Consider the following 15,358-nt stretch of genomic DNA (forward strand, 5'->3'; position numbering starts at 1 on the left):
CTGGTCAACCCTCCACCGATATCAGTTTGAATTTGCAACGCTTTTATATCAAACTAGTCGACCGCTGAATGATATCACCGATCTTACGCTGCGAGTAAACACCTCTTCCGCACGAGACCTATCGGGTCGTATTTCATCTGACAAGAACAGCCCGATTACGGATCAAAGTTCTAGCTTAGAAGGTGAGCTTTCGCTGTATGTTGGGAGAGGATGTGAATCCGTAGCGAAGGTTTGGTTCCTGCCCGCTTGAGACCTCTGCTGGATTCTGTCGCACAGTAACTCACGGCCCAGAGCGGTCATGGAGTGCTGAGGGGCAGGGGAACGTTCCTCCAGCGTCATGCCCGTCACCGCCGCCGATATCCGGCAAGATCGAAGTGCATTATGAGTGATTTCGCTTGTCGGTGGGCTGCTACTTTTTTATCAACTTCTGATCGTCCGGGCGGGTTTTCTCCCATTCTTTCAGTATGTCCGACAGGTTGTCCTGCACGGCTTTGATTGCCGCAGCCTCGCCTCTCAGCCCCTTCTTTCCAGCAATGACTTTGGGGTCAGGTTTGGCGGATATGTTGATCTTGCCGTCTTGCAGACAGACGGTGACATGCGGAAATCCAGCATGCTTAGACTCGTTAGGATAAACGAACATCCGGAAGCTCGTGTTAAGGAAAAGTTCTTTCTCGTCAAGGCGGACCGGTCCCTCGGCAATGGTTTGCTCAGCGGACTCAAAGCTCTCTGTCAACGCAGCCTCAAGCTCATTGGAAAACACCAGCTCTTCGCCGTCTGGAAAGACGGCAAGTCGCCCTATACCGCGCTCCCTGGCAAGTTCGACAAGGTCTCCGTCGTATCCTTGGGTTAGTAGCTGGCGCGCGGCAACCTCGTATGCAGTTTGTAGCGCCGCATCAAATTCTACGCCTGCCTTGATCGGCTTAGCAGCCAGTTTCCCCACCCGTTCTGCCATTGCTTCCTCGACCATGTCGAGCTTTGTTTTCTCAGTCATGGCCATCCCCGACCCAAATGAACGAAGGAATCCCAGACGCCGTGTTCGACCGATTTAATGGCATTCCTGACGAGCTTGTCCGCGTGTCCTCACACTTCCGCAACCCGGCGCAATCACTTGGTTGCGTCCCCGATTTGCGGGTGTCGCCGCTTGTATCATCTGAGTCGGGTGTTACAAGCGACCAGAGACCGATGGGGTGGAGTGATGAGTACTGTGTGGGGCGTAGGAAAGCTATTCCATAAAAGAACAATTGACGTGTGGGAGTGGAAACAGTCCGACATCTTGAAAAAACGACTGCCGAATAATCCAAACTGGTCGGCTCTGGCGGAGAAACACGCCGCTATGTCTTTCACCCCACTGCAATTGGCCCATGCGGTTGTGAAGGCCGACTTTCTGAATCCGACCAGTATCATCCTGCCTGGGATTGGGTTCCTTCTCCAAGCGAGTCAGATCGTCGACTTCAATCAGGTCGATTTCCGACTTGCGAATGGAGGGGCAACTGCGCTCAATGACTTCTCTGGTACGAGCCTCTGCGGTCGGCTGGCACAAGGCTTTACGCTGCTATACGCCGACAAGAAGGGTTATTCCTTCGTTGGCCCTCTCAGAACCCATCTTGTCGCATGTGGAGCACTCTCTCCCGGGGCCAAGGCGGTCAAGGCGGCTGACTTCCTGTTCGAAGACGCAAACAAGGATCGTATCATAGTCGAATCGAAGGGATCGTTTGCGGACACAGGGAATGATCCAACGATCGTGAAAACCAAGCTGAAGCGGGCGCTGGAGAACCAAGTCGCCCCCTGGATCAACAAACTGACACCGCCTGCCTCCAAGGGGTTCGTGTTTTTATCACAAATGCGGGAGACGGGTCACAAGGAGAAATCGGCACTTATCTTCGTCGACCCGCCCTCCGACCAAATCATTGACCCGGTGGATGTGCCAGAGGATTGGCTCAAAAGGCATAACTACGCCGCTTGGCTTACGATTATGGGACTCCCACGACCTGCCCAGCGACTTCGGGCTAGAGACGAGTCCCGTCTGAGGAAAATCTCATTGCCCATTTTTAAAGTGGGACGATGGAAGATCGTGGCTACCCAACCATACTATCATTGGGGGTTCGGGACTGGCTTCGGTGTCGGCATGGAAGCAAGCGCGCTAGAGATGGTGAGCGACGCTCGATCGGGCCGTGTCGAGAATCTGATTGGATACCGTGGCTTGGAAGGCGTGGATGATGAAGGCATGTTTCGCGGTAGCCTCATGCACGACGGCAGTTATCTGGGACCGTTGCGCGGCCGTGACCTGATCGGCTTCCGAACATTCATATTGTAGCCGTCCCCTTGGTCGGCACAGCCGAGGTCTGCTGTTGGCGCACTGGCGACGTAACCTAGTCTGAAACCACGACCTCTTCCAGGCGACGGCCAAGATGGCCTCAACGGCAGTAATGGCGGCGCAAAGCGGAAATAATTTCCGCTTCGGGGCTGTTACCAGTTCGGCCGCTTCCTGAACAAGAATGACACAAGTGGTCAAAACGGCGCGGCCTACCCACGTCGGCTATCGGCCCCCTTCCAGTCATTTGGTCATTGAAAACAGCGGTCACTACAGACCTTCGAATCGTCCCCAAGTATGGAACAATTACCGGGTCGGCGGTTCCACCTCGGGAGGCTTAGCCCAAGGGTGCATAGCCGCGATACGGCATTAATGATGGTCTGCCAGACCGCTCTGGGCCGTACGCTCCAACAGAGTCGCAGGTCATAACCATTGTTCGTCAACTCGATCGTTGACGACAGCGTGAAACAATTTCCGGCCACAAAATACATCGGTTCAAGGGATTTTCCCATTGCGTGGGAACGCAATTAGGACGCTCTTCGGGCCGCATAGGGGAGATCAGATAGCGTCGAACCGTAAATATAAAAAGTTGTAAGGATGTATAAAAAGAAGAATCTAAGATAGAATTTGACGACTAATAATCATGAAACTCCACAGACGGCAAAAATAAAAGAATTGCAATTATTTATTATATGATATATAATAGTAAAGCCTACCTATATCCAGATCAATACTAACAGGAGATCAGAATGACATCTTTAAACAGAAAAACACAGCGCACTGTCGCTGCCAAGAAGGCAAAAGAAGTACGTACAGAAAACATAGCTTCCGCGAACAAGAAGGTGCGCGCAGCTCGGGCACCTAACGAAAATGACGAGCCGCTTTCGCCAGAAGCTGAGGCGCGTCTGTCTGAACTCGTCAAGCGAATCGTCTCATTGCATCGCAGGTCAACCGGACAGGTTTTTGAACTCGGTGAGTGCCTTGCCGAGGCAAAAATTGTCCAGCCAGAAAAACGCTTTGGCCACTGGCTCAAAGAAAATTTCAGCTATAGTGTCCGTTCAGCTTGGAATTTCATCTCGGTTCACGAACGGCTTTCTGATCATCGGGAGCGCCTTGAACAGCATGCCATCGGTTCGACCGCGCTCATCGCGCTAGCGAAATGTGAGCCGGATCAGATCGAGGACGTCATCAAGCAATTTGATGAAGGCAAGAGCCTCAAACCTCAGGAAATCAAGGCGCTCGTTGGCGGCAAAAAGGACGAGGCTGAAGAGCTCACCGATCTCAGACAGCTGGGTGGTAGAACAGGGCTACAGAAAATGGCTGCTGCAAAGCTCAAATCGAGCACGGCAGAGTTTCACCGACTTATTGCTGCTGTCCTCGCCGGATTGGAAGAGGCTGTTGCGCGTCACGAGAGCGGAAAGAGAATCGTCATGAATGCGCTGGCAGCTGATGTGGAAATCAATGCACGCCACGCATCTGATCTCTTCAAAGACGTTGTGGCACCGTTGGTGCCAGTCGAGCGTATGCCGAAAGCCAATCTTCAGCATGAGCAATTCGGACTGAAAACCGGCTGGGGCGCGGTGCAGCACAGCCTCTACCGGTTGGGTGGCGTTGGGTCATGGCCAGTGCGCGATGAGATGGAAAAATGGGTCATCGAAGTTGCCCACCCGGCGTTGCGCTTCGCAGTCCACGGCGAACCCTACGTGGTCAGTGCGCCTTCGGCCGCTGCGCCCCTAATGGAAGTCGCAAAAACAGAAAACGACGTCACGAAGAATGATCAAATCGCGGCCGAGAAGGAAGTCAAAGCCGATGAGACCACACCAGCCATTTCGGACGACCAACAGGATGCAACGCTCAAGAGCCTTGTTGCAGCCGGCACAACAGCCACTGAAGCACGCATCTCACAGTAAGGCGGGACAGCAGGACGTCGGTTGCACCACGTCATGCCTGATCCTGACACCTGCCAAAGCCCCGCTGAATCCCGCAGTGGGGCTTTGATCTTGATGGTCACACGCCAGTTCATTGGCCCAGGCCTGTCGGCTGTTTCTTGCTCTTTCGTGTCCTGCGGGGCTGGTGCGACATAACCTCCGGGCGAAGTCGAATTGGAGATGCCTTGAGCTCGGATGTGGGAGTGGGAAGCTTCCCCAGGGCAGCCTGCATTAGCCTGAGGTGCGCCACTTCCGTATAGGTCCCTTCGTTCACGTCCTTGTTCACATGTCCGAGGATGTCCTTGCGGATTTCTGAACCGACGCCTGCCTGTTTCATTTCATTGTTGCACCAGTGACGGAACGAATGAAACACCTTTCGTTCCTCCTTTGCCTTTGGCAGTGCAGCCTCTTTCATCTTCCGCCAGTCATCGTGGAAGACATCGCCCATGGGAGTGGATTCTGCGACAGCCAGAAGTTCAGGAAACAGCAGTGTGTGCTTTGCCCTTCGGATTGCTTGGACATAGTCCAGGATGCCCAGACGAATGAGTTCCGGATGTAGCGGGACATGACGATTCGACGCTGGTGTCTTCAAGCCGCGCACGTCGGTGGGGGTGAGCTTTATTCCCCAAATGCCTTCAAATTCGGTGATGTCATCAAGCTGGAGGCCGCAAATCTCTTCACGACGTGCACCATGGTAGGCTGCAATAAGTGGCACCCAATAACGTGCGTCATGAACGATGACGGCGTCATTGTAGTCATCGTTTTCGTCCAAGGTTGTGCCGGTCCAGATTGGGAGCCGGAACAAGGCCTGAAGGTCACCGGTTGTAAATGGCGGACGTTCACTCTCGGAATTTCCACGAGCCTTGGCCCTGAGTTTGGAAATGCCATCGTAGCTCTCCCACGAATAGCCATATGCCTCGCACATGCCCGCAATATTGGCCATGTTGTTCATGTGACGATTGATCGTCGACCTTGTCAGGCCCACTTGATCTTTTGGAAGTTTCTCTGCGCGGGCAATAATGTCGCTGACCGAGATGATATGGTCCCGGGGCGATTTGCCATAGTTTTTCGGGAACTTGAGCAGGATGTCGCGAAACTGTGCGAGGTGCTTTTGTCCGACACGGGTCGGGTTGTCGTGTCCAAGGAAGCGCTCGAACAGCTTGGCGAGTTGGATATGCTGTCTGAGTGTCTTGCTGTCCCATTCCCCGAGCGCAACCTTTGCTTCGCCGGCCGCCGTGACGATATCGATCAGGCTGCGATAGCTCTCATCCTCAATGTCGATCGTGCTGTCGAGATCATCGGCGTCGTAGCTGATATCCACCTCCGCGGTGTCTGGCGCAACGGAAATCGCCGAGGGCGGGGTAAGCGTCTTTGGTTTTTCAGCCACAGGCACGGGGGCGGGGATCGGTGGGGCAAGAGCAGGTGTGGCCGGCCGATTGGTTGCATCATCAGGAAACGATTGAGCGACCGGCCGTCGTGCCTCTTCCTGAAGGCCCGTCTGGAGGAGCAGGTCGTCGTCATGACGCATGCCAGTCCAGCGGCGATCGGCGTCGAGAAGGGCTGCAGCCATGCCGCGCAAGTAGAGCTGTTCAGCCTGCTGCACATTGACCCTTGTTTCGGGAATGCTGAACTCCGCCATCAGCCCCATGATACGGTTGCGATTTGGTGGCATGGCTCCACTGTCTCGCAGGGTCGTGATTGTCTGCGCAACAGCTGCAATCATTTGCTCGTCGAGGTCTGCGGCCAGCATTTCGTTGCGCTCGGTCTCGCCTACCGCGGCATCCATGCCTTGGGCGGCGAAGAGGCGGTATGCCCAGCCCGTCACCAGGTCCATGGTGCGCCCGCTTTGAGCACTGTCTCCATAAGCGAGTTCGGCCGCAGCCACACGGTCAAGCTTGGCGCTATGGGTGATAGCCACTTTGGTCAGGATACGTCGGGCGTCATCGGCAGAGATCATGGATTGGCTCATTCCGTGTAGTAGGTGCTCGCTGGCCCTCGTGACCTCGGCGGCGACCGAACGGGCAATGTTAAGCGACGTTGTCCGCAGGCTGACTTCAATCCTCGAACGGCAATCGGCCCGAAGCTGAACCGGCAGTCGCCGTCGCCACCAATAGACCGCTCCACGCCGAAACACATATTGCACATTACTCATGCCAACCTCCGTTTGGAGGTGACGGATTCTCCAGCTTTTCCGTCCGTTGGACACCAATGTAAGACACGCGTGGGGGACACCCGTGTAAGACAGTACTGTCCACCAGACGACAAAATCTATCCCCAGCTAACGAAAAAACGCTGGAAAATCAATCTTGTTCAGAGCTTGAAGAGGTCGATTGGCTGGGGAACCTGGATTCGAACCAGGACTAACAGAGTCAGAGTCTGCGGGTCTACCGTTAACCTATTCCCCAATAGGAGCGGACCGAGAAACCTCGACCAGCGCGGCGGCTTATACCCAATATTGAATGGCGATGCAAACGCTGATTGCCAAGTTTTTGTCATTCGTTGGCGAAGCCGTCTGAGCTGCGGCGGCCATCGCTGTCGAACGCCTTTACGCGCACGCGCGGTCGGTCTGCTCAAAAAAGGCTTTTGCGTTCTCTATCCGGCTTTGCTAATCTTTGCCCAACACAAATCGTGACGCGCGGTGCGGGCTCCATGCCCGCCGCGCACGACAGGACAGACCGTGAAAGACCTTCGGGACGGCGTAACGCCAAACGCGGGGGTATCGCTGGCAGATGACAGGTCGTCCGGACGCGCCACAGAGGCAGCGTCGGATGGCATGGAACAAGGACGCGGGAATTCCGCGACCTCGGGCTCGAACCCCGGCGTTTCGGCGCCGGCACGGGCAGCCGCCAGCGAATCCGCCGATAATTCCAGCCGCACCGAACCGGTCGGACGCCGAAGGCGTCGCCGTCGCAAATCCGCGCAGAAATCGGCCCAGAGTACGCCTCACCAAGGCAAGCGTGAAGGCACGGCAGAGGCTACGGCCGGGTCCGGTGCACAGTCACCTCCACCCACGCCCGGCACGTCTGCTGCCGGTGGCCGCGTTTCTGAAAAGAAGAAGGGCCGTCGCCGCCGTCGCAAATCGGGTCGGGCCATTCAGGGCCGCCCGCTGGCCACACAAAAAGCCACCGACCGGGCCGAGCGCCATGACGCGCAGTCGGGTTCCATGCAACTCCCTGGGCAGGCAGGGGATGCCCAGGCACACGGCCAGCCGTCTGATTCGGAGGCATCCGCGCCGCGCAGGCAGGCTGATGATCTCTATGCCGCGCTCGATCTGGGCACCAACAACTGCCGCCTGCTGATTGCGCAACCGACACGCCCGGGCCAGTTCCGCGTGGTTGACGCCTTTTCGCGCATCGTCAGGCTGGGCGAGGGACTCGACGCCACCGGTGCGCTGTCCAATGATGCCATGGAACGTGCTGTGGAGGCATTGAAGGTCTGCGCCAGCAAGCTGAAGAATCGCCCGGTACGGCGCCACCGGCTGATTGCCACCGAGGCCTGCCGTTCGGCGCGCAATGGCCAGGAATTTCTGGACCGGGTGCTGCGCGAAACTGGCCTGGAGCTCGAGATCGTCACCCGCGAGACCGAAGCGCGGCTGGCAGTTGCCGGCTGCTCGTCGCTGGTCGGCCGGGATACCGATGGTCTGGTACTGTTTGACATCGGCGGTGGTTCCTCGGAGATCGCAATGATCGATCTGACCGAAAACCGTTCCAACCGGCTCGCCAATCATATCAAGGCCTGGACCTCGTTGCCGGTCGGGGTGGTCACCCTGTCCGAACGACATGGCGGGTGCCTGGTCACGCCAGCGGTATTCGAGGCGATGGTCGCGGAAGTGGACGGGATGCTCGACGCTTTCACGCCGCCAACGTTGCCGGCGTTTTCCGGCCTCGATGTCAGCCGCATGCATCTGCTTGGCACCTCCGGAACGGTGACCACGTTGGCCGGCTTGCATCTCGACCTGCCGCGCTATGACCGCCGTCGGGTCGATGGGCTGTGGATGTCGAATGCCGAGGTCGACCTGATGCTCGACAAGCTGCTGTCGTGGGATTTCGCGGCACGTGCCGCCAATCCCTGCATTGGCGCCGACCGCGCAGATCTGGTACTAGCCGGTTGCGCCATTTTGCAATCGATCCGCAAACGCTGGCCTTCCGAGCGGATGCGGGTTGCCGATCGCGGGCTTCGCGAAGGCCTGCTCAATGAGATGATGGCTGCCGACGGCGCCTGGCGTGGCCGTGGCCGCAACAATCGCTACAGGCATCCGCGCTCCAATCAGGGAACAACATCATGACCCGTCCGCCCTCCGGCCCGACCGGCCGCAAACTCGGACAGAAGGTCAAGAAGGGCAAGCTCAAGTCCTCCTCCAGACGCTGGATCGAGCGACACCTCAATGACCCCTATGTGCAGCAGGCCAAGCAGGAAGGCTACCGTTCGCGCGCCGTCTACAAGCTTCTCGAAATCGACGCCAAGCACAAGATTCTCGACAACGCCAAGCGCATCATCGATCTCGGCGCCGCGCCGGGCGGCTGGTCTCAGATTTCGGCTCAGGTCACCGATTCCTCCGACGCGGATCCGAAAGTGGTCGCCATCGACTTTCTTGAAATGGACGGGCTTGCCGGGGTCAAGTTCCTGCAGATGGACTTCCTCGACGATCAGGCGCCCGAAGCCCTGATGGCGGCACTCGGCGGCGCGCCCGATGTGGTGCTGTCGGATATGGCCGCGCCCACCACCGGTCATCGTCGCACCGATCATCTCAGGACCATGCATCTGTGCGAGGTTGCGGCTCATTTCGCCATCGAGGTTCTTACCCCGGGCGGGCATTTTCTCGCCAAGACCTTTCAGGGGGGCGCCGAGAATGACCTGCTTGTCACGCTCAAGAAGAATTTTAAATCGGTCATTCACATCAAGCCGCCATCCTCGCGGGCGGAATCGGTGGAGATGTTCGTGCTCGCCAAGGGCTTCAAGGGTCGCCGTGTTGCGGCGCCCGACCACGGTTTTGATGATGTCGAATCGGTGACGGGTACTCCCAATGCCAAGGAGGCTGGTGGCGAAGACTAGGCGATTGTGCCTAGCTGCAAACACATTGTTCAATGGCAAATAACGCATCCGTGTCTTGCCCTGACGAGTGAATGCGCCAATTCTCTTCTGCGACAACCTTGGAGAGAGCCCATGACATTGACCAGACGCACGTTCATTCACACAGCGGCGGCCGTTTCCGGCGCTGTCCTGATCCTGCCCTACAGCGCCCGCGCTGCAACCGGGGACAGTGATATGTTTGCTACCGGTGCCGGCGACATCACTGTTCATCCGGTCGCGCATGCATCTTTCGTTCTCGAAACACCGCTTGGGGTGATCTATGGCGATCCGGTCGGCGATGCCGAACAATATGCCGATCTGCCTCGACCCGATCTGATCCTTATTACCCATGAACACGGCGACCACTTTAACGTCGACACGCTGAATGCGCTGCTCGGCGAAAGCACCGATCTGATCACCAATCCTGCCGTCCATGCCATGTTGCCCGAGGCGATGCAGGCCAAGGCGACACAGATCGGCAATGGCGATTCCACCGATTGGAAAGGGCTGAAAATCGACGCCATCGCCGCTTATAACACTACCGAGGAGCGCAAGAATTTCCATCCTGAGGGGCGCGACAACGGGTATGTTCTGAGCTTTGAAGGCTTCCGCATCTACATTTCTGGCGACACCGAGGATACGCCGGAAATGAAGGCGCTCGAAAACATCGATCTTGCTTTCCTGTGTATGAATCTGCCTTTTACGATGAACATCACCCAGGCAGCGGGCGCCGTCAGTGCCTTCAAGCCCAAGGTCGTCTATCCCTATCACTACCGGGGCCGTGATGGCGGAACTCAGGACCCTGCCGAATTCGCCAAGCTTGTCGGCGATGCGGCCGAGGTGAAAATGGGTGAGTGGTACAGCCCCGCCTGATTTGATTCTCTTCCGGCGCACTGGGGGCATGTTCCGCAGTGCGCCGGGCCTGCGTTTGCACCGGAGAGGGGGTCGACACTTCGTCGCAGCCTGAATTTTTCGGTTTGCTGTTTCGAATTGACCTTTCACAGCCTCCGCTTGCGTGGTACCTGCCACTGCCAACGCATAGACCTCCTGGGACGGTCTCCACACGGCGCTGTCCCCGACAATTTGGAACAGACAGGCGATGGCAAAAATCATACAGACGATCACCGGCGTTGAAGCGCTGACCTTTGACGACGTGTTGTTGCAACCCGCCCATTCCGAGGTCATGCCCGGCGAGGCCAAGATAGCCACCCGCATCGCCCGCGATTTCGATCTCAATCTGCCGATTATTTCGTCCGCCATGGATACCGTGACCGAAGCGCGGCTGGCGATCGCCATGGCCCAGGCCGGCGGCATCGGCGTCATTCACCGCAATCTGACGCCGGAAGAGCAGGCCGAGCAGGTGCGCCAGGTCAAGAAATTCGAAAGCGGCATGGTCATTAACCCGGTGACCATCGGTCCCGACGCGCCCCTGTCGGAGGCACTGGGCTTGATGAAGGCGCACGGCATTTCCGGCATTCCGGTGGTCGAGCACACCGGCAACGTCATCACCGGCCCGGGCCGGCTGGTCGGCATTCTGACCAACCGCGATGTCCGCTTTGCCACCGATCCCGATCAGAAGATCCATGAGTTGATGACCCATGAGAACCTGATCACGGTCAAGGAAAGCGTCGAACAGACCGAAGCCAAGCGGCTGCTGCACAGCCATCGTATCGAAAAGCTGGTTGTGGTGGACGGCGAGGGGCGCTGCGTCGGGCTGATTACCGTCAAGGATATCGAGAAGTCGCAGCTCAACCCGCATGCCTCCAAGGACGAGCAGGGCCGTTTGCGTGCCGCCGCCGCCACATCGGTCGGCGAGGATGGGTTTGAACGCGCCGAGCGTCTGATTGCCGCTGGTGTCGATTTGCTTGTCATCGATACCGCGCACGGTCATTCGCAACGGGTTCTCGATGCGGTCACCCGCGCCAAGAAACTGTCGAACTCGGTGCGCATCATGGCCGGCAATGTTGCCACCGCCGAGGGCACCAGGGCCTTGATTGATGCCGGCGCCGACGCCGTCAAGGTTGGCATTGGGCCTGGCTCGATCTGCACCACCCGCATTGTTGCCGGGGTAGGCGTTCCGCAGCTCAGTGCCATCATGAGCGCGGTTGAGGAAGCACAGAAGCACAATGTTCCGGTGATCGCCGATGGCGGCATCAAGTATTCCGGAGATCTGGCCAAGGCGATCGCTGCCGGCGCCTCGGCCTGCATGGTCGGTTCGCTGCTGGCAGGCACTGACGAAAGCCCGGGCGAGGTCTATCTGCACCAGGGTCGTTCGTTCAAGGCCTATCGCGGCATGGGCTCGGTCGGTGCGATGGCGCGCGGTTCGGCCGACCGCTATTTCCAGGCCGAGGTTCGCGACACGCTCAAGCTGGTTCCCGAAGGTATTGAAGGCCAGGTTCCCTACAAGGGGCCGGTCTCGGGCGTCCTGCACCAGTTGGCAGGCGGCCTGAAGGCAGCCATGGGCTATGTCGGCGCCGCCGATCTGAATAGTTTTCACGAGCGCGCCACTTTCGTGCGCATCTCCGGTGCCGGCTTGCGCGAAAGTCATACCCATGATGTGACCATCACCCGTGAAAGTCCCAATTACCCCGGCTCCATGTGATGAAACGGACCTGGCCGGGCTGGATACTGTGCGTGCTCACGGTCGCGTTGCTGGCCTATATGGCAACGGTTCAGGGTCCGGAGATCAGCGCCAGCATCGGCGGACTCTATCTGCCCGACGCTGTGCCGCTGGGGTATGGTACGGAGGCTGCTGCGGCGCTGCATCAGGCTTTTGTCAGCGAAGCTGCTAAGGCGCAGGCCACAGGTCTCCGCAGTGCGTCGGCAGCCTATGTGGCAATGCATGCCGGGTCGGATCTTCTGTTTCCACCGATGCTGGCGGCAAGCCTTGCATTTGCCGGGTTCGCTGCGCTCAATTCGCGCCGTAATCAGGCCGGCAGCCCGCTCTCGGCGCGGATCGGATTGGGTCTGGTTCTGGCCCTGGCGTTCGCCTATCTCGGCTGCGATTATGTCGAGAATGCCGTGGCTGATGCAATGTTCGGCCTACCGTCGCTAAGCCGTGCGTTCAACGCCCAGTTGGTGCCTGTGTTGCGGGGGCTGACGGCGGCAAAGTTCCTTACCGGCGCCCTTGCTCTGATGCTGATTGTTGCATTGTGGATCGGTCGCTGGCGCGCCGGGCGCAAGCCGGCCGGCGAGACTGTCTGAAAGCGCGTTACAGATAAAGCGGGGCAAACCCCGACTGCAAAGAATCCTTGGCCGTGCGGGTCATGTGTTCCGCATAGCCCGGATGCAGGCGGTTCTCCTGCCCGGATGCGGCATCGGAATCGGATTCATCCGGCTCGCTGGTGTCAGCAGGTGTTTCGTCCCTGGCAGCCGCGGCGGCGGATTGCTCGGCGGCAGGTATTGGCACCGCTTCTTGCTGCTTGGTCTCGTCAGCGCTCTCGATGTCGGAACTGACCTTCGTCAAGGTTTCGAACGCCTTGGCAGTGTCGATATCGGCTTCATCCTCCGCCTTGGTTTCCGCGTCGATTTCGTCATAGGGCTTCTTATCGGCGATATCCTGCTTGGTTTCCGCAACCGAACGCAGTCCCTTGATGGCGTCTTCCAGCCGTTGCGAGACTTTGGAGCCGTGCTGACCTGCGAGCGCTTCAGAGATGACGTCGCGGACTTTCTGATTTTTCGACCCTTCGGGATCAAGGAACGACTTGACCAGATCGGCCACGGTCATTCCCTTCAGGTCAAAGCCGATCATCTGCTCGAGATAGTTCTCAAGCTTTTTGCTCCGCGACAGTTCGTCGAGGTTGAAATTGAGCGAGATCTTCAGCGCCAGCCCCCGGGCGCTGTCGCCAGTATTATTAAAACCGCCCAGCGCAGCGCCCAGACTTTCCCTCTTGCCCTGATCCATTGACGCCAGATGCCGGGACAGTTCCGTAGTGGTATCGGGCGCTTCGCCTGCTGCTGCGGCGTCGTCCTGCGCTGAAATCTGCTTGTTCAGATAGGTGGCCAGATAGCCAAAAAGCTTGACCTGAACTTCGGTCACACTCATGTGGTCGCCAAAATAATAGTCGTTGAGCTTTTCGGTTGTCTGTGGCGAATTGGCGGACGCAACCCGGACGTTGGGGATCAGGTTGCTGTCGGTCTCGCGGGCACTTTGCTGTGCGTCAGCCTGCTGGCTGACGATCGACTGCATGATTGAAAGTGCTGGGCTTAGAGCCGAGTTTGAGGCGGGCATCCACATTTGAAAGTCTCATGCAGCGGTCTACGGGTACGGCGACGAAAATTGCAACCGAAGGTAACGCGGGATTGGTTAACAGGACATTGACGATCTTGTCCGGCAAGCCGCACCCATGGCGATCCCGGTAGAAGGCGTAAACACTGGCTATTGCATGTTGGCGCCAATTATCGTCCCTTAAGCGCAATTGCGGGTGGTTGCGCCAGTCCGCTCATTGAATTTGGCAGCTTGAGCTAACGACACGCCCCGATAAAATTGTCGGCGCGATTGACCTGCAGGGAGCCGGCATGACCCAATCCACCGCAATTTTCTGGCCGGTATTGGCCCAGGTGCTGCTGACCTACGCCATTTATATGCTGGTATCGGCACGCCGTATCGGTGCGGTGAAGGCCGGCAATGCCCGGCCGTCGGATTTTAGAATTCCAGCCGTCGAGCCAGCGCCAAGTGCGGCTGTGGTGCGCAATCTCTCCAACCAATTCGAGCTCCCGGTACTGTTCTACGCAGCCTGCCTGTCGCTCTATGTCACCGGCGCGGCTGACACCGCGGCAGTGGTCGCCTCATGGATGTTTGTGCTTGCTCGCATCGCCCATAGCTATGTGCATGTCACATCCAACCGGTTACGCATCCGCCGACCGTTGTTCATCTTGAGTCTGGTGATCAATCTGGTGCAATGGCTGCTGCTTGCCTTCCACATCGCCTGATTTCTCGTGGGTCAGATCATTTGCCGGATTGATCTTCTGTGCGCGCGTCAGGCCGGGAGTCCCATGCTCTTGCGCCCGGCGCTGAGGATGTCGTGGCCGATTCTTGCCGCGACTTCGGCAAAGGCTTCGTAGTCGCGCTGGCGATGGCTCGCCGAGCGGAAGAACACGGCGATTTGGCGTGACGGCGCTGGCGGTGAAAACGGCACGAAATGGATGCCCCCCGAACCGGTGTTTTCCGCCGCCACGGCAATTTCCGGCAACAACGTGCGGCCCATGCCGTGGGCGACCATCTGCAGCAGCGTAGTCAGCGACGTGGCGCCGAAATTGACCAGCGCGCTTTCACTGTGCCCCTCGCAGATCGACAGCGCCTGATCGCGCAGACAATGGCCTTCCTCAAGCAGGAGCATCCGGTCGAGCGCGATCTTGTGGCGGTTGAGCGGGGAATCGAGAACGTCCCGGTCGTTGCTTGCCACCGCCATCACGAACCGGTCCTCAAACAGCACCCGGTGGGTAATCCCGGGTTCGCGGATCGGCAGCGCCGCAATCACCGCGTCCAGATCGCCGCTGCGCAGCTGCGCCACCAGGGTTTCGGTAATCGCTTCGCGCACGCCGAAATCAAGTGCGGGAAAGCGATTGGCCAGTTCCGGCGCCAACGCCGGCAACAAATAGGGCGCCAGCGTCGGAATCATGCCGATCCGCATCCGCCCGGTCAGAATTCCGGCCTGCTGTTGAACCTGCTCCTCGATCGAGCGAACTTCGGCCAGCACCCGCCGGAACGACGGCAGTAACCGTTGCCCGTTTTCCGTCAGCACGATCGCGCCGCGGGTGCGTTCGACCAATCGGCAGCCGAGGCGGGTTTCCAGTTCGGCGATCTGGGTCGACAGTGCCGGCTGTGAAACATGCACCCGTTCCGCCGCACGGCCAAAATGCAGAGTGCGGGCGAGGGCATCGAAATAGGTCAATTGTCTGAGCGTTATCATGATAATATAAAGTTATCGATAAATCTCGAAAATACAATTGGAAATTATCGAACGAATGGGTCACATTGACGCTTAGAACAACAGTTGTCGGCAAATAGGGACTGCAAAGGTACCCTCGTCAGCGGCCTGATTGCAGC

At 58.1% G+C, this 15,358-nt stretch carries 12 protein-coding genes and 1 tRNA gene; 8 read left to right on the forward strand and 5 right to left on the reverse strand.

Annotated elements, in window-relative coordinates; all coding sequences use genetic code 11:
• Window positions 1–409: 409 nt before the first annotated feature.
• A complete protein-coding gene (locus OEG84_RS21555) occupies window positions 410–991 on the reverse strand; it encodes a hypothetical protein (RefSeq protein WP_267655654.1) in 582 nt (193 codons plus the stop codon).
• 204 nt (window positions 992–1,195) lie between these two features.
• Between OEG84_RS21555 and OEG84_RS21560 the strand changes: the two genes are divergently transcribed.
• Together OEG84_RS21560 and OEG84_RS21565 are read left to right on the forward strand one after the other, a co-directional pair.
• Window positions 1,196–2,314: a hypothetical protein gene (locus OEG84_RS21560; RefSeq protein ID WP_267655655.1), complete on the forward strand. Its 1,119-nt coding sequence runs from the start codon at window positions 1,196–1,198 to the stop codon at window positions 2,312–2,314.
• Between the two features lie 746 nt (window positions 2,315–3,060).
• Window positions 3,061–4,221: a hypothetical protein gene (locus tag OEG84_RS21565; RefSeq protein WP_267655656.1), complete on the forward strand. Its 1,161-nt coding sequence runs from the start codon at window positions 3,061–3,063 to the stop codon at window positions 4,219–4,221.
• A 109-nt stretch (window positions 4,222–4,330) separates the two neighbouring features.
• Here the strand turns inward: OEG84_RS21565 and OEG84_RS21570 are convergent, their stop codons facing one another.
• Complete coding sequence (locus OEG84_RS21570) at window positions 4,331–6,391, reverse strand: site-specific integrase (RefSeq protein ID WP_267655657.1); 2,061 nt, start codon at window positions 6,389–6,391, stop codon at window positions 4,331–4,333.
• Window positions 6,392–6,570: 179 nt separating this feature from the next.
• Window positions 6,571–6,644: transfer RNA gene (locus OEG84_RS21575), tRNA-Gln, on the reverse strand.
• Between the two features lie 272 nt (window positions 6,645–6,916).
• Between OEG84_RS21575 and OEG84_RS21580 the strand changes: the two genes are divergently transcribed.
• The 5 genes from OEG84_RS21580 to OEG84_RS21600 all read left to right on the forward strand — a co-directional run bounded on the left by OEG84_RS21580 (window position 6,917) and on the right by OEG84_RS21600 (window position 12,513).
• Window positions 6,917–8,524: a Ppx/GppA phosphatase family protein gene (locus OEG84_RS21580; protein WP_324288235.1), complete on the forward strand. Its 1,608-nt coding sequence runs from the start codon at window positions 6,917–6,919 to the stop codon at window positions 8,522–8,524.
• Window positions 8,521–9,291, forward strand: a complete 771-nt coding sequence (locus OEG84_RS21585; RefSeq protein WP_267655659.1) for an RlmE family RNA methyltransferase — start codon at window positions 8,521–8,523, stop codon at window positions 9,289–9,291. Before OEG84_RS21580 ends, OEG84_RS21585 begins: the two co-directional genes overlap by 4 nt.
• A gap of 111 nt (window positions 9,292–9,402) precedes the next feature.
• Entirely contained in the window at window positions 9,403–10,182 is a 780-nt protein-coding gene (locus tag OEG84_RS21590) for an MBL fold metallo-hydrolase (RefSeq protein ID WP_267655661.1), read from the forward strand.
• A 226-nt stretch (window positions 10,183–10,408) separates the two neighbouring features.
• Window positions 10,409–11,911 (forward strand): IMP dehydrogenase, encoded by a 1,503-nt coding sequence (gene guaB / locus OEG84_RS21595; protein ID WP_267655662.1) that lies wholly within the window; start codon window positions 10,409–10,411, stop codon window positions 11,909–11,911.
• Window positions 11,911–12,513 (forward strand): hypothetical protein, encoded by a 603-nt coding sequence (locus OEG84_RS21600; protein WP_267655663.1) that lies wholly within the window; start codon window positions 11,911–11,913, stop codon window positions 12,511–12,513. The genes guaB and OEG84_RS21600 overlap by 1 nt, the downstream gene beginning before the upstream one ends.
• A 7-nt stretch (window positions 12,514–12,520) precedes the next feature.
• Here the strand turns inward: OEG84_RS21600 and OEG84_RS21605 are convergent, their stop codons facing one another.
• Window positions 12,521–13,498, reverse strand: a complete 978-nt coding sequence (locus OEG84_RS21605) for a hypothetical protein (protein WP_267655664.1) — start codon at window positions 13,496–13,498, stop codon at window positions 12,521–12,523.
• A 329-nt stretch (window positions 13,499–13,827) separates the two neighbouring features.
• Here OEG84_RS21605 and OEG84_RS21610 point away from each other — a divergent pair, with 329 nt between their 5' ends.
• Window positions 13,828–14,241 (forward strand): MAPEG family protein, encoded by a 414-nt coding sequence (locus OEG84_RS21610; protein ID WP_267655666.1) that lies wholly within the window; start codon window positions 13,828–13,830, stop codon window positions 14,239–14,241.
• 47 nt (window positions 14,242–14,288) lie between these two features.
• Here OEG84_RS21610 and OEG84_RS21615 read toward each other — a convergent pair whose 3' ends face one another.
• Entirely contained in the window at window positions 14,289–15,221 is a 933-nt protein-coding gene (locus OEG84_RS21615; protein ID WP_267655667.1) for a hydrogen peroxide-inducible genes activator, read from the reverse strand.
• Window positions 15,222–15,358 lie beyond the last annotated feature (137 nt).

Source organism: Hoeflea algicola, from assembly GCF_026619415.1.
GTDB classification, from domain to species: Bacteria; Pseudomonadota; Alphaproteobacteria; order Rhizobiales; family Rhizobiaceae; genus Hoeflea; species Hoeflea algicola.